At 41.6% G+C, this 20,725-nt stretch carries 18 protein-coding genes; 12 read left to right on the plus strand and 6 right to left on the minus strand.

What is annotated here, in order from left to right; all coding sequences use genetic code 11:
- Positions 1 to 187 precede the first annotated feature (187 nt).
- The 5 genes from ACPZ3T_RS22590 to hetR all read left to right on the plus strand — a co-directional run bounded on the left by ACPZ3T_RS22590 (position 188) and on the right by hetR (position 8,348).
- Positions 188 to 745, plus strand: a complete 558-nt coding sequence (locus ACPZ3T_RS22590; RefSeq protein WP_490271696.1) for a VapC50 family PIN domain-containing toxin — start codon at positions 188 to 190, stop codon at positions 743 to 745.
- A gap of 65 nt (positions 746 to 810) precedes the next feature.
- Positions 811 to 1,857, plus strand: a complete 1,047-nt coding sequence (locus ACPZ3T_RS22595) for a zinc-dependent dehydrogenase (protein ID WP_490271697.1) — start codon at positions 811 to 813, stop codon at positions 1,855 to 1,857.
- 133 nt (positions 1,858 to 1,990) lie between these two features.
- Complete coding sequence (locus ACPZ3T_RS22600) at positions 1,991 to 3,400, plus strand: inorganic phosphate transporter (RefSeq protein ID WP_490271698.1); 1,410 nt, start codon at positions 1,991 to 1,993, stop codon at positions 3,398 to 3,400.
- A gap of 624 nt (positions 3,401 to 4,024) precedes the next feature.
- Positions 4,025 to 6,286 carry an EamA family transporter gene (locus ACPZ3T_RS22605; protein WP_490271699.1) on the plus strand — a complete coding sequence of 754 codons (2,262 nt, stop codon included), beginning with the start codon at positions 4,025 to 4,027 and terminating at the stop codon, positions 6,284 to 6,286.
- A 1,162-nt stretch (positions 6,287 to 7,448) separates the two neighbouring features.
- Entirely contained in the window at positions 7,449 to 8,348 is a 900-nt protein-coding gene (hetR, locus tag ACPZ3T_RS22610; protein WP_490271700.1) for a heterocyst differentiation master regulator HetR, read from the plus strand.
- Between the two features lie 453 nt (positions 8,349 to 8,801).
- Here hetR and ACPZ3T_RS22615 read toward each other — a convergent pair whose 3' ends face one another.
- Complete coding sequence (locus ACPZ3T_RS22615; RefSeq protein ID WP_490271701.1) at positions 8,802 to 9,296, minus strand: hypothetical protein; 495 nt, start codon at positions 9,294 to 9,296, stop codon at positions 8,802 to 8,804.
- 311 nt (positions 9,297 to 9,607) lie between these two features.
- On the opposite strand from ACPZ3T_RS22615, the gene rpsD reads away from it, so the two are divergent.
- The gene (rpsD, locus tag ACPZ3T_RS22620) at positions 9,608 to 10,216 is read left to right on the plus strand and encodes a 30S ribosomal protein S4 (RefSeq protein ID WP_490271702.1); all 609 of its coding nucleotides are present in this window, start codon (positions 9,608 to 9,610) and stop codon (positions 10,214 to 10,216) included.
- A gap of 86 nt (positions 10,217 to 10,302) precedes the next feature.
- On the opposite strand, the gene moaA is transcribed toward rpsD, so the two are convergent.
- The gene (gene moaA, locus ACPZ3T_RS22625) at positions 10,303 to 11,289 is read right to left on the minus strand and encodes a GTP 3',8-cyclase MoaA (protein ID WP_490271703.1); all 987 of its coding nucleotides are present in this window, start codon (positions 11,287 to 11,289) and stop codon (positions 10,303 to 10,305) included.
- 155 nt (positions 11,290 to 11,444) lie between these two features.
- Positions 11,445 to 12,491, minus strand: a complete 1,047-nt coding sequence (locus ACPZ3T_RS22630; protein WP_490271704.1) for an aromatic ring-hydroxylating dioxygenase subunit alpha — start codon at positions 12,489 to 12,491, stop codon at positions 11,445 to 11,447.
- Positions 12,492 to 12,690: 199 nt separating this feature from the next.
- On the opposite strand from ACPZ3T_RS22630, the gene ACPZ3T_RS22635 reads away from it, so the two are divergent.
- Positions 12,691 to 13,167 carry a YbjN domain-containing protein gene (locus ACPZ3T_RS22635; RefSeq protein ID WP_490271705.1) on the plus strand — a complete coding sequence of 159 codons (477 nt, stop codon included), beginning with the start codon at positions 12,691 to 12,693 and terminating at the stop codon, positions 13,165 to 13,167.
- A gap of 17 nt (positions 13,168 to 13,184) precedes the next feature.
- Positions 13,185 to 13,904, plus strand: a complete 720-nt coding sequence (locus ACPZ3T_RS22640; RefSeq protein WP_490271706.1) for a lipoate--protein ligase family protein — start codon at positions 13,185 to 13,187, stop codon at positions 13,902 to 13,904.
- Here the strand turns inward: ACPZ3T_RS22640 and ACPZ3T_RS22645 are convergent.
- Positions 13,831 to 14,049 (minus strand): hypothetical protein, encoded by a 219-nt coding sequence (locus ACPZ3T_RS22645; RefSeq protein ID WP_490271707.1) that lies wholly within the window; start codon positions 14,047 to 14,049, stop codon positions 13,831 to 13,833. The genes ACPZ3T_RS22640 and ACPZ3T_RS22645 overlap by 74 nt on opposite strands.
- Positions 14,036 to 14,734: a YdcF family protein gene (locus tag ACPZ3T_RS22650; protein WP_490271708.1), complete on the minus strand. Its 699-nt coding sequence runs from the start codon at positions 14,732 to 14,734 to the stop codon at positions 14,036 to 14,038. The genes ACPZ3T_RS22645 and ACPZ3T_RS22650 overlap by 14 nt, the downstream gene beginning before the upstream one ends.
- A 323-nt stretch (positions 14,735 to 15,057) precedes the next feature.
- On the opposite strand from ACPZ3T_RS22650, the gene ctpB reads away from it, so the two are divergent.
- The 3 genes from ctpB to ACPZ3T_RS22665 all read left to right on the plus strand — a co-directional run bounded on the left by ctpB (position 15,058) and on the right by ACPZ3T_RS22665 (position 18,568).
- The gene (ctpB, locus tag ACPZ3T_RS22655; protein ID WP_490271709.1) at positions 15,058 to 16,395 is read left to right on the plus strand and encodes a carboxyl-terminal processing protease CtpB; all 1,338 of its coding nucleotides are present in this window, start codon (positions 15,058 to 15,060) and stop codon (positions 16,393 to 16,395) included.
- A 443-nt stretch (positions 16,396 to 16,838) separates the two neighbouring features.
- Positions 16,839 to 17,816, plus strand: a complete 978-nt coding sequence (locus tag ACPZ3T_RS22660) for a glycosyltransferase family 2 protein (protein ID WP_490271710.1) — start codon at positions 16,839 to 16,841, stop codon at positions 17,814 to 17,816.
- A 56-nt stretch (positions 17,817 to 17,872) separates the two neighbouring features.
- Positions 17,873 to 18,568: a response regulator transcription factor gene (locus ACPZ3T_RS22665; RefSeq protein WP_490271711.1), complete on the plus strand. Its 696-nt coding sequence runs from the start codon at positions 17,873 to 17,875 to the stop codon at positions 18,566 to 18,568.
- A gap of 569 nt (positions 18,569 to 19,137) precedes the next feature.
- Here the strand turns inward: ACPZ3T_RS22665 and ACPZ3T_RS22670 are convergent.
- Positions 19,138 to 19,419, minus strand: a complete 282-nt coding sequence (locus ACPZ3T_RS22670; protein ID WP_490271712.1) for an Npun_R1517 family heterocyst differentiation transcriptional regulator — start codon at positions 19,417 to 19,419, stop codon at positions 19,138 to 19,140.
- A 773-nt stretch (positions 19,420 to 20,192) separates the two neighbouring features.
- On the opposite strand from ACPZ3T_RS22670, the gene ACPZ3T_RS22675 reads away from it, so the two are divergent.
- Complete coding sequence (locus ACPZ3T_RS22675; RefSeq protein ID WP_490271713.1) at positions 20,193 to 20,543, plus strand: NAD(P)H-quinone oxidoreductase subunit M; 351 nt, start codon at positions 20,193 to 20,195, stop codon at positions 20,541 to 20,543.
- Positions 20,544 to 20,725: the final 182 nt, after the last annotated feature.

The raw sequence follows: 20,725 nt of genomic DNA on the forward strand, positions 1-20,725 counted from the left end.
CCGAAGATGCCGGGAGTTCGCCGTACTAAGAAGCTTCAACGTGCAGGAGTATTACCTTACTCACTCTGTTATTTTACCATTTTTTTTGACTGCAACTAAAGTTGCACAAGTCACTTTTCCACCTCGATCTAAAGATGCGAGGCTACCAAGTTTCCCGCTAAAGTCGGGTGTATCTACTAAAATACGTATGTCCAGAGTTATCTTAGATGCCTGTGTTTTATTTCCCATGTATTTGCGAGATACATTATTATCTACTGCTGAAGCTGGATTGTATAACCCTTATTGGACACAAAAAATCTTAGATGAAGCAATGGGCAACCTAGTGAAAAGGGGAAAAATTTCTGCTGAAGGTGCTAAGAATTTAGAGCAGGTAATTAAAGTAGCTTTTCCTGAAGCCATGCTCCCTGAAGTAACTTGCGAAATAGAACAAGTTTTGACGAATAACCTCAAAGACCGTCATGTGCTGGCAGCAGCAATTATAGCTAAAGCTGATATTATTGTTACTAATAACCTCAAAGATTTTCAGCCTGAAGCTTTGATTCCCTTTAATATCGAAGCACAATCACCAGATGATTTTCTTTGTGATCTATTCGATAAATCCCCACCAGCAATGGCTCAGGTAGTGTGGGAACAATGCCAAAACTATAAAAGAAATCCTCAGACAGTCGTTCAACTACTCGAACGCTTAAAAAAACAGATACCTAACTTTTCTAGCAAAGTTTTATCTTTTGAATCAAAAATCTGAAACCTTGTAGCAGAACGTAGACAACTAATGTTAAATCTAGTAACGTTGAGCGGTGAAAAATCAACGTGAAAGCACAGGTATTTAGAGGTGTAAATCAACTCTCCTACGAAGAAATCCCCGTACCCAGTCTCAAACCGGATGAAGTTTTGGTACAGGTGCAAGTAGTTGGGTTATGTCAATCAGATATTAAAAAAATTCGTTATCCTCTCTATGAACCACCGCGCATCTTTGGCCATGAAACCGCCGGAACGATCGCGGCAGTAGGTTCAGAAGTGGTAGGCTGGCAGGTAGGACAACGGGTAGCAGTCATGCACCACATCCCCTGTATGCGTTGTGCCTACTGCATGAATGATAATTTCTCCATGTGCGATGTCTATAAAAACATCTCCACCACCGCAGGTTTTAACCCTAGTGGCGGCGGCTTTGCGGAGTATGTGAAAGTCCCTGGGCATATTGTGCAGAATGGTGGATTAATACCCATCCCCGAAAATATTAGTTTTGAAGAAGCCAGTTTTGTTGAACCTACCAACTGTTGTTTAAAAGCCGTCAAAAAAGCCCAAATTGCCCCAGGACAGACAGTTTTGGTAACTGGTGCAGGGCCAATTGGCTTAATGTTTATCATGTTGGTGAAATATTTCGGGGCAAAAGCGATCGCCACCGATTTATTACCCTCTAGAATCGAAAAAGCTCTAAAAGTCGGTGCAGAAGCCGCCTTTGATGCCCGTGATCCCGATTTAGCAGCGAAAATTCATGCCCTTACAGGCGGACTAGGTGTTGATGTCACATTACTAGCTGTCCCCAGTGACAAAGCCTTCTTTCAAGCCCTAGATTGCACAAGAAAAGGCGGTAAAATTCTATTTTTCGCCGAATTTCCCGATGAAGTAGAGATTCCCATTAATCCCAACATTCTCTACCGTCGAGAAATCGACTTAATGGGGAGTTATAGCTCATCCTATCGCCTACAAAATCTCTCGGCCGACATTGTATTTAATCGTCGCATCGATGTGCAAGCCTTAATCAGCGATCGCTACCCCCTAAAAGATTTATCAGCAGCCGTAGATCAAGCGATCGCACCTACACCAGACACTTATAAAATCCTCATTTATCCCTAAATTGGGCATAGGGAATGGGGCATAGGGCATCGGGCATAGGGCATCGGGCATCGTAAATTATCTTCCCTAATCTCCCTTGTCTCCCTTGTCTTCCCCTGCTCCCTGCCCCCTGCCCCCTACCTCCCTGCCCCCTATGGAAATACCGATTACATTACTTATAGTCATCATCATAGCCTTCTACGTAGCGTGGAATCTCGGAGCTAATGACGTTGCCAATGCAATGGGAACTTCTGTTGGTTCTAAAGCTATTACTCTGAAGCAGGCACTAATTATTGCTGGGATATTAGAGTTTACTGGTGCGGTTTTATTCGGTCATCAAGTGACAGCCACCCTAGCAACAAAAGTAGCTAACCCCAACTTATTTGCCGCTACACCCCAAGTTTTAGCGACTGGGATGATTACAGTGTTAATTTCTTCTGGTGTATGGTTGCAAATTGCTACAGCCAGGGGTTTACCTGTATCCTCATCTCATGCAGTAGTTGGTGCGATCGCAGGTTTTAGTTGGGTAGCTTTAGGCGTAGGGGCAATTGATTGGTCAACCATTGGTTCAATCACTATCGGTTGGATTTTAACACCAGTGATCAGTGGCGCGATCGCCGCTTTATTCTATAGTCAAATCAAACGTTGGATTTTGGATCAACCTGATCAAATCAAACAACTACAAGAGTGGATTCCTTGGTTGAGTGCAATTCTCATTGGGGCATTCGGCGTAATTGTCCTACCTTCTTTTACTCAACCCATCAACAATTTTTTAATTGCCCAATTCGATATTCACTTTCCCCCCCATGACATCCCCCTAGTCATAGGTGCAGTAGCCGCCGTTACACTGAGTTTTGTAAATTGGCGACAGTTACAGGAGGCAAGGGGGCAGGGGGCAGGGGAGCAGGGGGCAGGGGAGACAAGGGAGACAAGGGAGACAAGGGAGACAGGGGGGCAGGGGGCAGGGGAGCAGGGGGAAAAATCCCATGCCCAATGCCCAATGACGGCAGTTGCTACAACGGAGGAAACCTCCGCAACGCACTGCCTCCCCAATGCCCTAGAAAAATTATTTGCCCGTTTTCAAGTCTTAAGTGCCTGCTTTGTTGCCTTTGCTCATGGTTCTAATGATGTGGGAAATGCGATCGCACCTGTAGCGGCGATTATTTATATTCATCGTACCGGGCAAGTCCCAACAGACGGTATGAATATTCCTCTGTGGGTTTTAATCCTTGGTGGTTGTGGGATTGTGGCTGGACTAGCTGTTTGGGGTAAAAAAGTAATTGCCACTATTGGCGAAAATATTATTGCCTTACAACCAAGTAGCGGATTCTGTGCTGAACTCGCCACAGCCACCACTATTTTAATCGCCTCTCGCCTGGGCTTACCCGTCTCCACCTCTCACGCCCTTGTGGGTGGTGTAGTTGGTATTGGTTTAGTGCAAGATCCCAATTCAGTGAAATTTCACACCCTCAAGGATATAGCTACAGCTTGGCTAGTCACTGTTCCTATTAGTGCAGTTCTCAGTGCGGTGATCTTTAGTGTTGCTCGAATTGCTTTTTTTTAATGTCAATTTTTATCCAAAAACTACAATTGATTTTGGCAAAATGGCATTTAATTCATTAAAATACCTGTTAAGGGGTGATCCCAATTTGGGATTTTAGATTTTGTATTGCAAGCCGAGATTCATAGGTGATTACACAAGCTCACAACAACTCTACCTATGTCAATTTAGTGTGATTTCAATTTCTTTCTCAGTTACAGCTACAAATTGTTATCAAAGTTACATTCGGTCAAAATTACAAGTAAGTTTAAAAACCCTAGCAGGTGTTGAAAAATCAGCTACATACTTGTAAGGCACTATTAATTGCTATTGCTACAAAAATAACCAGTATTTATCTTAAGTCAGATAATCTTGCCTAAAAAAATCTTACTCAGGCAGAAAAAACTGAAAATCAAACGGATAGAGTCCCGATAGCTCTGTGATATGAAAACAAACACAGTATAGTCAACTGTGAGTCAAATAGTATGCTTTGCCAATACTGGGGTAAGCATGACACAATGGCGTTGATATCCATAAATCCTGTAAAGATTTCTTATTTTATTTGAGAAAATACCAGAAACTAATTATGAGTGCCACAAATTCTACAGGAAGTAGCTTTATCGTCAAGGTGTATAGAGGTTAGAAATAATGGGGCGATTTGAGAAGCGACCAGACAACCCACGAGTCCGAGGCGATATATCTAGAGCCGCAGAATCAGCTCTATGGGCTGTTGTTGAGGATTTAGAAAATCTCCAACAAAATCTACTTAAATCTTTACAAGAAGATGTTAAACGCCTACAAGGCGATAAAGAACGTTTAGCTGATGAAATTCAGCAATTAGTTGAAGAAAAAGAACATTTACAAGAAGTGAGGCGGATTACTGAACAACAAGTATTAATCCGTCAGTTATCAGAAGCTTTAGCCAAGCATATCTGTTCACAACTACAATCATCCTTGGCGAAAATAGCTAGCCAAACAGAAAATCAAATTGCTGCTCTCAAATCAGCCCAAACTAGCAATATGATTAGTGGCAATCCAGAGGCAGCCGAAAAAATGCTTGGTAATCTGGATGACAACCTCACCATCGCCTTTAATTCGCTACAACAAGAACTCAAGAACTATCAAAATAATCTCTCCCAACAGCTGTCTCGGATGTACACTCAACAGCAGCAAGGAGAAACAATTTTAGAGGATTTCATCAATCAACTACGCGGGGATCTCACCAAAACTATTCAAGAAACCTCACAACTAGTTGCTAAATCGTCTCTACCCACAGTATTACAGCCGAAGGAAACTCAACCTCCCTCTCCTGCCAAAGTGGTAAATTTATCACCACCGACAGTATTACAACCGCCAGAGGTAGAAACATCTCCATTCCCAGAGAATACTACTGCCAGTCAACCTCAATCATTTGCTACCAGTGCAGAAAAACCGCCTGTATCTCCATCCTCAACCCCAGTTATCGTGCCGCCAGCCACACCCAAAACGGCTGAATCAAACCCTTCACTAATTAGCGAAATCACCTCACCATCAGAACCAATTTCTGTTTTACAGCCAGAAATCCCTGAGACAAAAATCACCTCACCATCAGAACCAATTTCTGTTTTACAGCCAGAAATCCCTGAGACAAAAATCACCTCACCACCATCAGAACCAATTTCTGTTTTACAGCCGGAGATTCCTGAGACTAAAATCACCTCACCACCACCAGAAAAACTCACTGAGCCAATTTCTAGGGAAACACCATCTTCCTCAACCACAGGAAAAGTTAAAGAGCCAATCTCCGTACTCCAAAATGACAATCCTCAACCACCAGTCACCCCACTATCAAAACGGGGATCACCTTCTCCTACCAATAGATCCCGTACTTCCTCTAACTTATCACCAGTACAGATTGGTTTCTTGTTGATAGTTGCGTCTGCTGTCATGTCATCCCTCTACAATGTAGCCATCAAGGGGATGTTTTATAAAACTTCTCAAACCTCTGCTGTGTTAGAAATAGCAGGTTTAATTGCCCCGACTGTGGGCAACATTATGTTAATTCTCACATTGCGGTTAATGGTGGTAGTACCGCTCATGATGCTTTTAGCTCCCATGATGCACCCCGAAGTATGGCAAGACTTGCAAAGTCTCAAGGAGTCCCTAGGGAAAAAATCTGGTGCGGCTCGTGGTAAACGACAAACGGGTGTACAGTTAATTATTGCTAGCGGTTGCTTTTTGTTTTTATCGCAAGTTTTGATTTATTTTGCTATCGGCCAAGTTGCCACCGGCACAGCGATCGCTCTATTCTTTATCTACCCCGTTGTTGTCAGTATTTTATCTTGGTTTTTGTTGCGCGATCGCCCTAGTGGATTTCGTGCCACTGCCCTCGCTGCAATTTTCTGCGGCGAATTGCTAGTTTTTGGTGGTAATGCCATTACTAATGGTGTGTCGGGAAATAATTCCCTTGGCGGAATCACAGCTATTCTCGCCGGAGTCGCTTTTGCTTGTTACTTACTGTTAACGCGAGCCTCTGCCACTAAAATCCATCCAGTATCTTTGACCTTTGTTAACTTTGCCACTATGTTGGCTTTAAGTTTCATCTTTTTGATGTTACCTTTACCCAACTGGAATTTGACTGTTGACCCGTCTAAACTACTAGAAATTGTTTTAAGTGCCGCAATTTTAGGTGTCTTGACTCTTGTAGGGTATGTCTGTAATCATCTGGGCATTAATAAATTAGGTGCGCCTCGCTCCGCCATTATTGGCGCAGGTGTACCTATTTTAACGGTTATTTTTGCTGGCTTAGTTCTCCAAGAAACTTTGAACATTGTCCAGGTTTTTGGAGTGTTATTTGTTACCTTTGGAACAGCCGCTTTTAGTTTGGGGAAAATTAGAAATCCCCATCCATCATCCAGTAGTGAAAACTGACACTCTAGTATTTATTTGTCCCCAAAAATTAGCAAAAAATATCAACATAGCAAAAATCAGCTAATTTTATATTCCTCGTGTCTGAGATTAAACATTTTTGATGTATAACTTTAACCAAAGAATCTATACCAATTGGTGAAAAGCTTAAACAGCATAAACCAGGAGACACAAACCCTTGCTCCAGTGAATTGTGCAAATCTCAAATCACTGGAGCATCTGCAAAGTAACAAAAGCTTTTGACGTAATTTATTTTTCTTTACATAGTTTTTTTTTGCCATTTGTCTTACTTATTACGACTTGTAGCTTTTTGATTATCCATGTCTTTTTCTCGTAAATGTCATTAAAGTTTGACAATTTAGGCAAAAGAATTATCGGCTGTTGCTCAAATGTTTTAAAAATTAAAAACGAAAATATTAAAAATAAATTAATTCATCCAAATTTAATGTAACGGCTGCTAAATATATAATATTATGTTGTGAGTAAATAAAACTTATGGCAGAATTTTAACGATCTACCGGATCAACATCTGTGATTTTTCCTCCCACCAATTAGCTCTCTTGCAATAAACACAGAGCCAAATTGCCAGCAGTGTGGCACTTAAACCTGCGGTTTTTCGGGTGTTAAGCGAGTTGCAAAGTCACATTGGTAGAGAAAATTTACTGCGTTCTCTAAGAATATGCCTATGTGCAAATTTTCCTAGAGTACACAATTCGCAGATTCTACGGAAGTTCTGAATCAAAAACTCCAGTAACTATATAAAAGTGATGCTATCTCCCAAATTTGGTAGGTAGCCAAAATTCGTTGGGATTAGCATTACTAAGTGTTACTAGATAAAGGGTAGAGAAAATCCGGATACTGAAGAAAGTCTCTGTAGGTTACTTATTAGAGCCGTATATTTATAGTTCTTGAGTGGCTTACAAAGGTATCATGGGTAAAATCAGGCAGTTAATTGATGATTTTTCGGTAAGATACAGGAATAACTCAAGTAGCAATACTATTGCGACTTGTATCAAAGCTACAGTATGGAGGAATGGCTAATTTGAATACAAAATATTACTTACGAAACTCATAATATACATTCTGGCGTGGTGAGCAAACCTGCCCTGAGATGTATTTCAACTACTTTTTTAAACTAATACGTGCTATTCAACCTATTCGTAATATGAGTAACGACATCGATCTGATTAAACGTCTTGGCCCCAGTGCAATGGATCAGATCATGCTATATCTGGCATTCAGTGCCATGAGGACAAGTGGGCATAGACATGGAGCATTCTTAGATGCAGCAGCCACCGCCGCTAAGTGTGCGATTTATATGACTTATCTAGAGCAAGGTCAAAATCTGCGGATGACTGGCCATTTGCACCATCTAGAGCCAAAACGAGTCAAAATCATCGTTGAGGAAGTCAGACAAGCCTTAATGGAAGGCAAACTGTTAAAGATGTTAGGTTCTCAAGAACCTCGTTATCTGATTCAGTTTCCCTATGTGTGGATGGAAAAATTTCCTTGGCAACCTGGTAGATCCCGGATTCCTGGGACAAGTTTAACAAGCGAAGAAAAGAAACAAATTGAGCAGAAATTACCCAGCAACCTCCCTGATGCTCAGTTAGTGACATCATTTGAATTTGTCGAATTAATTGAATTTCTCCATAAGCGATCGCAAGAAGACTTACCACCAGAACATCAAATGCCCTTAAGTGAGGCCTTAGGAGAGCATATCAAGCGTCGTCTGCTCTACTCAGGCACGGTGACACGAATTGATTCACCTTGGGGAATGCCTTTTTACGCCTTGACTCGTCCCTTTTATGCTCCGGCAGATGACCAAGAGCGTACCTACATCATGGTAGAAGATACAGCTCGGTATTTCCGCATGATGAAAGATTGGGCTGAAAGAAGACCAAATGCCATGCGTGCTTTAGAAGAGCTAGACGTACCCCCAGAAAAATGGGATCAGGCAATGGAGGAATTAGACGAAATCATCAGAGCTTGGGCAGACAAATATCATCAAGCTGGTGGCATCCCGATGATTTTACAGATGGTATTTGGTAGAAAAGAAGACTAAATACAAATCCTAGCCCGTGATTTTTTCACCTCACCGAACAATCAGCAACTCAACAAACAACAGTCGCAAACATCACAAACGAGCATCTGCATAGCAGCTATAAGCAGATTGTGCTATGTAATACTCAAAAAGCAGCATCTGAATTAGATATATTTGCTGAACTAGCAGATGGCTATCGTCTGTGTTGCTGTTCGTTTGTCACTATGATTTGATTAAGCAAATCTATTTTTTACAGGCGCAACAAGAAGAGTTAGACAAAACATAAGCCCAACTCTACTATATCCTTTTTGAAGGAAGGGCTGCGATTCATCGCCTTTTTGAGACGAACACTTTGATAATTTCAATAAATAATCAATACGAGCTATTAGCGTAGCCAGAGCCTATTACGAATTACGTAAAGCCTGCGCCATAGTTACCTTAGAGCATAACAGGGCGCAGTCCATTACGAATTACTCAAGGCGATACGGGTGCATAAATACTAATGCGATCGCTACCATCAATACAAGTATTTAATGCTTGATTAGGCTGAATCTGAGTTTCACGACGTAAACCGATCACACACTCAGCAAAGCGTACTGGTAACAAACTACGCCCACAGTAATTTAACACGTCTGGATTAATTGATTCCTGAGTATTCTTACTAACTGAAACTACACAGGTGGCTAAATCTCTGGGTCGTCTGGCTTTGGTACAGACATTTAAGGCATCACTAGGACTAATTTCTGTGCGTTTGTCAATAAACACGACACACGCCGATAAGTCTCTTGGCCGCAAAGCCTGAGCGCAAGCTTGTGATACTGCTTGTTCAGTCAATCCCAACCTTAAAAGCCTACCTGCACAAGCCTGATAATCATTATTCGTAGCCAGACTAGGGACACTCATCCCCACACCGCTACTTACAGCCAAAACTGGTGCTATCAGCCGAATTAGACGATTTTTAAAGGTCATTTTTGATTTTCTCCCCACTAACCTTTGTGATGCAAATTACGGTGCTTCAAACGCCCAAAGTTATGCTACCTCAAATGTGCAACAAATCTTTGGCAAATCAGGCAAAACTAAACTACAGGAAGAAAAATATTTAATTTTAGGGGTTTAGGGGTGTAAGGGTTTAGGGGTGTAAGGGTGTAGGGAAGAACAACTATTAACTGATTATTGACTTTTTTGCTGAGTTGAGGAAATTATTTTTGCAATTCTCAATGGCAGTTACTTATAATAGTATGTCTGGGTAAAATTTAAACAGGATTAGATTAAGGAAACTCATGTCCCGATACAGAGGGCCACGGCTTAGAATTGTACGTCGCTTAGGCGAATTGCCAGGATTAACTCGTAAGAGCGCAAGACGCGCTTATCCACCAGGTCAGCATGGCCAGAACCGCAAAAAACGTTCTGAATATGCTGTCCGGTTAGAAGAAAAACAAAAGCTGCGTTGTAACTACGGTTTGACCGAAAAGCAGCTATTACGTTATGTGCGTAAAGCTAGACGGGTAACTGGTTCTACTGGACAAGTGCTATTGCAACTGCTAGAAATGCGCTTGGATAATACAGTTTTCCGCTTGGGTATGGCCCCTACCATCCCAGCCGCTCGTCAGTTAGTAAATCATGGTCACGTCACAGTTAATGGTCGTGTAGTGAATATCGCTAGCTACCAAACTCGTCCGGGAGAGGTGATTGCTGTCAGAGACAGAGCGCAATCCCGCAAATTGGTGGAAACAAACTTACAATATCCCGGTCTAGCAAACCTGCCTAACCACTTAGAGTTTGATAAAAACAAATTGGAAGGTAAGGTCAATAGTGTGATTGAACGGGAATGGGTGGCACTCCAAGTTAACGAACTGTTAGTTGTGGAATACTACTCACGTCAAGCGTAGTTGTTGGTCAATAGTCCACAGTCAATAGTCCGCAGTCAATAAGTTAATTGATTGTTGACCAATGACTATTGACTAATGACTAATGACTAACCACCAATTTGGGACATGGTGCGGCTGTAAGTACCTGTAGTCCCAGATTCACGCTCTTTAAAGTTAATTTCTGGCTTAATTGCCAATAAATTTCTTACCTGCTCCTGTAACTGGTAGATGCTCACACCAGAACGCAGAGCAGTTTTTAAGTCGATTTGACCGCTTTCATTTAATAAACATGGTCTGAGCCAACCATCGGCACTCAGACGCATCCGGTTACAACGATCGCAAAAACATTCTGACATTTGACTAATAAATCCTAGTGTCCCCTTCGCACCAGGAATTTGAAATACATCGGCTGGGCCTGCACCACAAACTTGAGATTCTGTCAAGCCCCAGCAATCGCGGATTTGTTGGCGTAACTCAGCCGAGGAAATCCAACCGCGATCGCTAAATAAATCACCGTTGCCAATGGGCATAAACTCAATAAATCGGACGTGCCACTGTTTATGAATGGTTAAAGCGGCTAAATCTAAAATTTCATGGTCATTAACCCCAGGAATCACCACTACATTTAACTTCAAAGGGTCAAAACCTACACGATAAGCGGCTTGAATCCCCTCCCAAACCTCTTGCCACCGAGAACGGCCGCGATTGCCAATAATTTGGTCAAAGATATCGGGATCAAGGGAATCTAAACTAATATTGATGCGTCGCAAACCAGCATCATAGAGATTTTGAGCTAGGGGAGCAAGTAAAAAGCCGTTGGTTGTGATCGCCAAGTCTTGAGTTTCAGGGAAAGAGGCGATCGCTCTCACCAAATCTACCACACGGGGACGCAGTAAAGGCTCACCCCCAGTCAACCGAAAACGAGTAAAACCAACGGGAATAAAAACTTCTGCAATTAAAGTCAGCAATTCCTGATCAGTAAGTAGCTGTTGCTGAAGGATATAGTCGAGTTCTGACCCCTCTGGCATACAGTACTGACAACGAAAATTGCAGCGATCTATTAAACTAATGCGGAGGTAGTCTACCTGGTTCATGTTGGGCTTTTATTTCTATTGTGCGCGATCGTTATAGTGATTTCGAGTTAAGTGAGGTACGGGTAATATTTTGAAACGCAGAGGGGCGCGGAGTAAAACGCAAAGGTACGCAGAGATTTGTACCTCAGCAGTCTAGAAAACGCTATAATTAGGAATTACGAATTAATTTGATTTTTCATCAACCTCTGCACACTCACTAACGCCCGATTCAACTCATAATTTCGTCTTTGGGGATTGTGTAAATATGCTTGTTGTTCTTCCTCAATCATTTGGACATCTTGCACAACCAAGCCATCGAGCAACTTTTGGGCTGCACCAAACAAGCTATCTTTGATAAATCGCCGAAACCATATTGGTAATTTGTGTAATCGCCAAAAAGCGTTTAATGAGGTGAAATGAATTAAATATGCTTTGGTTTGAGTTGCACTCACTGGACACAACAAACAATAAATTTTAAAATCCTTTCCTAGTGTAGACACCCAATGAGGATAAATGTAACTGACATCGAGGGGTTCAGGATGTAAACGTCGTAGTGCGGGAAAGAATAACTGGGAAATAGACCAAATTTTATCTATTTTGTAATAACTTTGGGCTTGATAATGAGCGTCTACACGGTGGTCATCTTCATCAATATCTTGGAGTGTAGCTTCTGCCCAAGCTTGTAAATCTTGATGCAAGTGTCCATGATACATATCCATCAGGTTTTCAATCAGATAAGAATAATGAGCCTGGCAATTAATCACTGAAACTGTAGCGATATAGTTTAAATGATCCCATTCTGGTAAACCTAGCGGCTCTACCTGTGGTGGTTGATCTCCGGGAAATAACCAAATAAAACCATCTTGTTCTTTGACTGGGTAACGCCGAATTTGGCAATTTGGCAGTTTTTGATTTGTAGCTAGATAAGGAACTGCGACACATTCACCTTGATCATTAAAACGCCAACCATGATAGGCGCATTCTAATTCATCATTGATTACCTCTCCGTGAGAGAGTTTAACTTGTCGATGGGGACAACGGTCTTCCAGTGCGTGAATTTGTCCTTGGCTGTCTCGATAAAGTGCGATCGCTTGATGCCAAATCATGATTCCCAATGCCTTATTTGTAACTTCATCACTACGTGCAACCACATACCAATGGTTAGGGTTAATTCCCAACTGACGGACATCAAAACTTTGCACAATTTCAGACAGAGAGGACATAGGTTTATACATCCTTTGTGGGGTTGATATAAAATTGCTACACCTTTTACTGATTTCAGGTCTAGTAAAAGACATATTACAAGTAATTTTTCCCAAGTAAACTTCCCCGCCCTAATCTTTGATTTATCAACCTAATTTGGCTCACAGGCTATAAAGTATGTGTAGATCAAACAATGAGTATATCGAGAGAAAAATCTGTATGACAGGCTACCAAGAAACCTTAACTAGTAAAGATGCTCTAGAGGAACTAGTGGAAACAACCAGCATTAACCATGTAGAAATCATTGAAAACGTCATTGACTCCTTAGACCAAGATGATAGCGCGATGGTGAGCCATTCACCAGAAGGAGGTTATTTGTGGAAGTTTAAATATGGTAGCGTGGAAGTCTTTGTGCAACTGACAGGCACAACGGATGAAGACACAATTACAGTTTGGTCGGCAGTACTCCAGTTACCTGCTAAAGACGAACCGAAATTGATGCGTCACCTATTAGAAATGAATTGCTCCAGTACCTTGGAGTCTCGCTTTGGGATTATTGACAACCGAGTTGTCGTCATCTCTACCCGCACCTTAGCAGAATTGTCCCCTGGGGAAGTTTCCCGACTGATTACTATTGTGGCAACGATCGCAGATGACAATGATGAAGTCTTACAATCTGAATTTGGTGCAGCTTAAGTAGTTAAAAATTGTTCATGGGTAAAAAGCAGGTTTGGCGACTGATTCCTTTTTTAGCAGCCTCTGGTAGTGTGCAGATGGCCATTGATAGATGGTTATTACAGCAACACCTATCAGGAAACTATCCTGCAACTCTGCGCTTTTATACATGGTCGCCACCCGCTATTTCCCTTGGGTATCATCAACGACAATATCCTGAACATTGGCAAAATCTGACTTGGAAGGGGCAGAAATTAGATTTAGTCCGCCGTCCTACCGGTGGCAGGGCAGTGTTACACCAAGGCGATTTAACTTATACTGTCATCACCTCTGGATTAGTGGGCAATCGTCTAGAGAACTATCAGCAGATTTGCAAATTTTTAATTCAAGGATGGAGCGCGATCGGCATACCACTACATTATGGTACAGCCGGACGCGGGTACATTCATAACCCTAACTGTTTTGGCACTGCCACAGGTGCAGATTTAGTCTTACCAGATGGCACAAAATTCATCGGCAGCGCGCAATTAAGACAAGGCGGAGCAATTTTGCAACATGGTTCTATGCGTTTACAACCAGATGCAGAATTATTTGCTCAAGTATTTGGCCAAGAATCTTTTGAGCCTGTGGAATTACCCCCAGGCTTGAGTATAGATACAATTACCACAGCTTTAACGAATGCGGCTAGGGATTGTTTTGATATAGACATACAAGTACAGTCCCTTTGTCTATCAGAGTGGGATGAGATTTTAAGTTAATTGGGGAATGGGGCATGGGGAATGGGGAATGGGGCATTGGGGTAAATATTTCTCCCTTGTCTCCCTTGTCTCCCCCTGCTCCCTGCTCCCTGCTCCCTGCTCCCTGCTCCCTGCTCCCTGCTCCCCTGCCCCTACACCCCCACACCCCCCTGCCGTTCACACTTAAAACCTTGACTTTCCCAAGCTTGCATATTTACATCACTGAGTTTAATTATATTTGAGCATTGGGGCTGGATAATTTGGCTGACAATTGCCCAAATTAGACTGCGTGTGACATCTAGTGTAGTTTTTAACCAAGATTCTTGATTGCCAGGAATACCTATTTCCTGAACGGCCTCAACCTCCACCCACATACCATGCGCCCCGAAAAGAATCTGTGACATCCATTGAGCGCGGGGTAAGTGGGTAGGGGAAGTAATTAGTTTGACCTTATGTACTCCCCATTGCTGGAAAATGGGTAGTCCGTAGTAGAAATTTTCAAAGGTAGATTTAGCACATTTTTCTAACCAAACGTTGTGTAAATCTGCTCCTTCTCTTTGAAAAATTAGGCGTATACAGGGGTCTTGAGAACCTTGAGAAATCAAAATGGGAATTTGTGGATTTTGTTTAGCTATTTGGGCAATATAAATTTCCCGGCGAATACTACCACCAAGGACGAAAAAGGCATCTACTGGCTGGGAAGAAGCTAGAATTAAGTTAATTATTACCAGAATTAGCCAACTTGCCAATAAGAAGCATAAACCCCAACCGAGCTTTTGTAACCAGCGCAACCATCTGCGAAATTTCTTTCTACCAGGAACTGATGAATTTTTGGTAAAGTTGTTGCTCATGACATAGGAGAAAAAAAGCTGATTAACTCACTTGCAAAAGACCAACATTTTTAGCAATGAAATGCTATCTTAGGAAATTAATATAGGGTGTATAGAAGACAGTTGCATAACTGTCACATCATTGCCATAGTGTTAGATTAGACTAATTAAGAAGGTGCAGAAATTAGGTAACAATTTTTCACAAATTAAGGCAAGATCCTAACATAATTGAGAGGGAAAATTATGAAGGAAGCATAGCTGAAAATTGAGTATAAAAACTTAAGAAATACCTAAAAGCCTGATTGCTAAACTGTCAACACCACCTTAGATTGCTGCTGATATACATGAACAAATCTGCGAAACGTCACTCGCCACTCCAAGTAGCCATGATTGGAGGAGCGATCGCCACAACTGCTACTATATCCGTATTTGGCCCCGCTTGGACTCGGAGTGTTCGCGCTGCCCTACAGGACAGTCCCAAAGCCTTAGTTGACCAGGCATGGCAAATAGTCAATAGTGAATATGTTGATGACAAGTTTAATCAAAAAAACTGGCTAGCAATAAGGCAAACTTTATTAAGTAAAGAGTATTCATCTAAAGAAGAAGCTTATGTAGCTATCCGCGAGGCGTTACAACAGCTCAACGATCCCTACACCAGATTCATGGATCCCAAACAGTTTGAAGCCTTAACCAGCCAAACCTCCGGGGAAGTCTCTGGGATTGGGATTCGCATGGAGATCAATGAAAAAACCAAGCGATTGACTATTGTAGAAGCCATAGAAAATTCCCCAGCCCTAAAAGCTGGAATTAAATCGGGCGACGAGATTTTGGCTATTGATGGCAAGCCTACTCAGTCGATGAAAATTGATGATGCCTCTAAATTAATTCGCGGCCAAGCAGGTAGTAATATTACACTGCGTTTAGGACGTAGTGGGCGGACTCCCTTTGATGTGAAGTTGACACGGGCAACTATCGAAGTCCCCACCGTCTACTCTAGCCTCAAGCAAGAAGGAAATCGCCGCATTGGTTACATTCGCTTAAGAGAGTTTAGTGGCCACGCTGCCGAACAAATGCAACGAGCAATTAGAGATTTAAACGGTAAAAAAGTCGATGCCTTTGTACTAGACTTGCGGGGGAATCCTGGGGGGTTATTGCAAGCCAGCATCGAAATTGCTCGGATGTGGTTAGATGAAGGGGGCATTGTCCGCACAGTTAACCGCAAAGGAGTCAATGAAGATACTAAAGCCAATCGTACTGCTTTAACAAAATTGCCTTTAGCCGTATTGGTAGACGGTAGTTCCGCTAGTGCTAGTGAAATTCTCACAGGCGCGCTCAAAGATAATAAACGGGCAGTAGTTGTTGGTAGTCAAACCTTTGGTAAAGCCTTAGTGCAGTCAGTCCATGAATTATCAGATGGTTCGGGGATGGCTGTCACCATCGCTCATTATTACACCCCCAATGGTACAGATATTAACCATAAAGGGATTACCCCAGATATCAAACTAGAATTGACAGAAGCCCAGGAACGTCAGCTAGCCTCTAATCCTAGCCTAATTGGTACACCCAACGACCCTCAATATAGCCGAGCGATCGCTATTTTATCGACTAATACCTTTGCCAAACCTCCCATTAATCAAACCTCCCAACCCTTGAGCATTCGCGCCAATGATCTGAAATTCTAAATACTCTATATCCAATTTCGTTATCAGGTGTTGATATATCAGCCTTGTTTGAGTCTGAACAACGTCATTCATAATGTGACTGGGGATTGGGGATTGGGGATTACTCTGAAAATGTCTCCTTTACCCCCTTCATCCCCAAATTAAGTAGAACGGTGTAAATAATTAAAGGTTTGTAGTGAGGACTTTAGTCCTCTATTAAGGACTAAAGTCCTTACTACGAACTAAATTCAATTTTTTTTACATTACTTTACATAGTTGGGTTTTTTCAAGTCGTTCTACTTACCTAGCTTGCTTCTCTGACGAGACGCTACCGCATTCGCCAAAAGCGTTCTCATAGAGTACAGTAACCCATAGCGGAATTACCTAGGCGCAAGTCTAGCCGCAGGCTATGACGAATTACGAATTACGAATTACGAATTACGAATTACGAATCACCCAGGCGCATGAATTACCAGGAAATTGATCCAACCACCGCCAACAGCTTCTTGCCAATGGTTTCGGTGGTTGTTCCTATTTATAACGGTGAGGCAGATTTACCAGATTTAATTAACTGTCTGGTGTCTCAAACCTACCCCAAAGACAGAGTAGAGTACCTGCTAGTAGATAATAATAGTAGCGATCGCACCCTCGACTATCTCAAAACAACGGCTGCTAATTCCCCCATTACCATTCACCCGTGGAGTGAAAATCAAATCCAAAGTTCTTATGCAGCTCGTAATACAGGTATTCGCGCCGCAGTCGGTGAAATTGTAGCCTTTACAGACGCAGATTGTCGTCCTCAACCCCAATGGCTAGAAGCATTAATTCAGCCTTTTGTCAACCAAGATGTTGTGATTGTTGCTGGAGAAATTACGGCACTCCCAGGTAAAACTTTTTTAGAACAACACGCAGACCGTCAAGAAACGCTCTCCCAAAAACATACCCTGGCTCATCCCTTTTGTCCCTACGGTCAAACCGCTAACCTTGCCATCCGGCGTAGTGTTTTCAGTAAATCAGGGTTATTTCGTCCTCATCTTACCACTGGCGGGGATGCAGATATTTGTTGGCGGATTTTACAACAAAACTTAGGGCGGTTAGAATTTGCCCCCACCGCCATTGTTCAACATCGTCACCGTAGCACATTTGAAGAATTAGCTAGTCAATGGCGGCGATACGGACGATCTAACCGTTATTTACATGAACTCCACGGCGTAGCCTTAATGCCAGATATCAAACCTCAAGATATGAGCTATCGTTTACTCCGTTGGTTACTGAAGGAATTACCACGGGACACAATTAAAGCGATCGCCGGTCAAGGTAAATTGATAGATTTATTCAATACTCCCATTGGTTTATTTACCGCCAAAGCCCGTGCTGCGGGGCAACGAGATGCCCAGCTACCAGAACAAGCTAAAAATATCGAGTGGCTAGAGAAAATTTGAATTTTAGCGCAAGGATTCGCTACATTGGAAACAGGTAGACCATAAGGAAACGTTCAATGTCAGCACAATTGTTACTGGTAGATGATGAACCCGGATTACGGGAAGCCGTGAAAGAATACTTGCAAGAAAGCGGTTTCGGCGTTCAAGTCGCCAGTAATGCCCGTGAAGGTTGGGAGTTGATGCAACAAAGTACACCCGATCTGGTGATTTCTGACATTATGATGCCCCAGGTAGATGGCTATCAATTTCTCAAGCAATTACGAGAAGACCCTCGTTTCCAATCGCTGCCTGTGGTATTTTTAACTGCAAAAGGTATGACTAGCGATCGCATCCAAGGTTATCAGGCTGGTGTTGATGCCTATTTACCTAAACCTTTCGATCCTGATGAACTAATTGCGATCGTAGAAAATCTACTAGCTCGGCGCACCGCCAAACCACAAGTTTCAGGACAAGACAGCGAAACACCAGATATTGCTGAACTCGCCCATCAAATTGCCCAAATCAAAGCTTTACTAACCCAAAAAAGCGCGATTTCTCAATCTCCAGCCCCCTTTAAAATTGACTTGACACCAAGAGAACAAAGTGTTTTAAACTTGGTGGCTGAAGGACTAATGAACAAGGAAATCGCCCGTCGCTTGGAAACTAGTGTACGTAATGTTGAAAAATATGTCAGTCGTTTATTTAGTAAAACTGGTACTAATAGTCGCACCGAATTAGTTCGTTTTGCTCTAGAACACGGATTAGCTCAGTAAGCAAATACACTATTATTGATTATAGTTTGTAGTCATACCAATTCTCTATAAAGTTGCGCCAAATAAATGGTGTAGAGACGTTGCATGCAACGTCTCTACAGTACTCCTGACAAACCTTTAATTTTCATTGATAAACTAAATGGGGCTGTGTAGATTTTAGACTATGCTTGCCCCATTACTGTATACAAAAATCACACATCTGCAAAATCTGAACGATTAATTTTCTAATATATTAGCTAACTCAATTATATAGTTAAAAAAATCAAGTAAAACCCTGGTTTGATAAATTAGCCTGAGATGCTGAAATTCTAGAACTATGTTACTTACTCACAGGTAAGTATATTTGCATTAGTAAGCACTCAATTATTTACTTAGTGCTAAAACTTAAAGCCACTTGTAGACACTCAATTCAGCTTTTCAAAGAGTAGAGTTAATTGCTCACATTCAGGAATAGGATTATACAATTACTAATCGAGTTACTGAGAGCAAATAGGCAAATCAGATAAGTTAAAAGTAAGTTAATTCTGATTTTAGGTTTAACACTACTCCCATCACAGCTTTATTTCTGACTACTGAGTATTATCGACAGCATTACGTAAACGCATTAATTGCCGACGCATTTGAGGGGAAGCCTTAAACTCAGAAACCTCCTGCGCTTTAACGGATGCTTGTAGCATCTCTAAAAAATCATCAGAACCTTCTGTTAACGCGTCTAGTAGCACTTGCAACAACTGTTCACGATCGCCTAATAAACTTTTTTCCTCAATCAGTCGGAATTTGAGATGTATTTCACAATCATAGACACCTACTTCGATATTATTTATCTGCCGTGGTAATGCTTTTGAGTTCATAGTGTTGGGGATTCCTGTACTTGGTGGTTACGAGATCAGGAGTGATATCTCCCGTCAAAATTTATATTTTTTTGTGTCCAGTCAGTTTTAATTAGAAATCTTTTTTCAAGTCATAGCATTTATATTCCATTGCACTCTCCTGTGTGTTTTTAGACGGGCTTGCTGCATTTATCTTGCCATCTACCTGTGTCCGATGCTGTTCAAGCAAGCCATAACTATTATTCAGTTTTTGAGGTTCTATACAATAAAGTTTCTGTAAGAAGTTGTTGTATGTTTTTAAAGCTTTTTACATCAACTTTATTTTTAAGTCAATAATAGTTTAACTTTTTACTAAAATTTTCGTGTTTACACGTAAGTAAATTCGCTAGTTTTTTAAGCTTTAATTAGAGCCAGAGGTATTTTGATCGTCACTACGTGAAATTACTTGATGTAAGTTTTTTTCATCATAAAATTCAGGAGAGTAAAATAAACAATTTTATCAACAGTAAAAAATTGGTTTTAAACAATAGCATAGACCAACAACCAAATTAACTGGAATTTCCTCACCTAAGTTTTTGAGTTAGAGAAAATTAAGACTGACGCAAATATAGACAATAGATGCTTGATGCGTGACGCGATAAGTCTTATGACTAGGTTCAAATACTTTCAGAGCGTCACACACCCCACTCCTTTGTCTCCCTTGTCTCCCCCCACTCCCCAAACTCCCCTTTATCACCCCCTCCTGTAGCGTCTACAATGATTTCAGTATCATCAACCTAAATCTGACCCTAGCTATGGACAACCCGACGTTGCTTAAGTCTACAACCCGTCATATACGCATTTTCGCAGCAGAAATTAACCGGGACGGTGAACTGATTCCCAGCAATCAGGTTTTGACATTGGATGTTGACCCAGACAATGAATTTAATTGGAATGAAGACGCTTTGCAAAAGATTTATCGCAAATTTGATGAACTAGTCGAAACATCCAGTGGTGTAGACCTCACAGACTACAACTTACGTCGGATTGGTTCTGATTTGGAGCATTATTTGCGATCGCTCCTCCAAAATGGTGAAATCAGCTACAATCTGTCTGCACGCGTCACTAACTATAGTATGGGACTTCCCCAAGTCGCAGTCGAATAAAAGCAGATTTTTTCTGGTAAGTGCTGAGTGTTAACAGTCAACACTCACCACTCAACAATAGCAATGGAATATTTTTTAAATTGTCAGTCCCCTATAGTAGATTGTGATACAAAAATTTCTTGAGAAAATAGCAATAATACTTTCACTATCCGCAAGAATTGATTTTGAAATGGAGAATACAC

The organism is Aliinostoc maniaoense (genome assembly GCF_058172895.1).

What these genes read in the sequence shown, in the direction of transcription:
- ACPZ3T_RS22590 (WP_490271696.1), top strand. Translation starts at nt 188, where the DNA reads ATGTCCAGAGTTATCTTAGATGCCTGTGTTTTATTTCCCATGTATTTG.
- ACPZ3T_RS22600 (WP_490271698.1), top strand. Translation starts at nt 1,991, where the DNA reads ATGGAAATACCGATTACATTACTTATAGTCATCATCATAGCCTTCTAC.
- ACPZ3T_RS22605 (WP_490271699.1), top strand. Translation starts at nt 4,025, where the DNA reads ATGGGGCGATTTGAGAAGCGACCAGACAACCCACGAGTCCGAGGCGAT.
- hetR (WP_490271700.1), top strand. Translation starts at nt 7,449, where the DNA reads ATGAGTAACGACATCGATCTGATTAAACGTCTTGGCCCCAGTGCAATG.
- ACPZ3T_RS22615 (WP_490271701.1), bottom strand. Translation starts at nt 9,296, where the DNA reads ATGACCTTTAAAAATCGTCTAATTCGGCTGATAGCACCAGTTTTGGCT.
- rpsD (WP_490271702.1), top strand. Translation starts at nt 9,608, where the DNA reads ATGTCCCGATACAGAGGGCCACGGCTTAGAATTGTACGTCGCTTAGGC.
- moaA (WP_490271703.1), bottom strand. Translation starts at nt 11,289, where the DNA reads ATGAACCAGGTAGACTACCTCCGCATTAGTTTAATAGATCGCTGCAAT.
- ACPZ3T_RS22630 (WP_490271704.1), bottom strand. Translation starts at nt 12,491, where the DNA reads ATGTCCTCTCTGTCTGAAATTGTGCAAAGTTTTGATGTCCGTCAGTTG.
- ACPZ3T_RS22635 (WP_490271705.1), top strand. Translation starts at nt 12,691, where the DNA reads ATGACAGGCTACCAAGAAACCTTAACTAGTAAAGATGCTCTAGAGGAA.
- ACPZ3T_RS22640 (WP_490271706.1), top strand. Translation starts at nt 13,185, where the DNA reads ATGGGTAAAAAGCAGGTTTGGCGACTGATTCCTTTTTTAGCAGCCTCT.
- ACPZ3T_RS22650 (WP_490271708.1), bottom strand. Translation starts at nt 14,734, where the DNA reads ATGAGCAACAACTTTACCAAAAATTCATCAGTTCCTGGTAGAAAGAAA.
- ctpB (WP_490271709.1), top strand. Translation starts at nt 15,058, where the DNA reads ATGAACAAATCTGCGAAACGTCACTCGCCACTCCAAGTAGCCATGATT.
- ACPZ3T_RS22660 (WP_490271710.1), top strand. Translation starts at nt 16,839, where the DNA reads ATGAATTACCAGGAAATTGATCCAACCACCGCCAACAGCTTCTTGCCA.
- ACPZ3T_RS22665 (WP_490271711.1), top strand. Translation starts at nt 17,873, where the DNA reads ATGTCAGCACAATTGTTACTGGTAGATGATGAACCCGGATTACGGGAA.
- ACPZ3T_RS22670 (WP_490271712.1), bottom strand. Translation starts at nt 19,419, where the DNA reads ATGAACTCAAAAGCATTACCACGGCAGATAAATAATATCGAAGTAGGT.
- ACPZ3T_RS22675 (WP_490271713.1), top strand. Translation starts at nt 20,193, where the DNA reads ATGGACAACCCGACGTTGCTTAAGTCTACAACCCGTCATATACGCATT.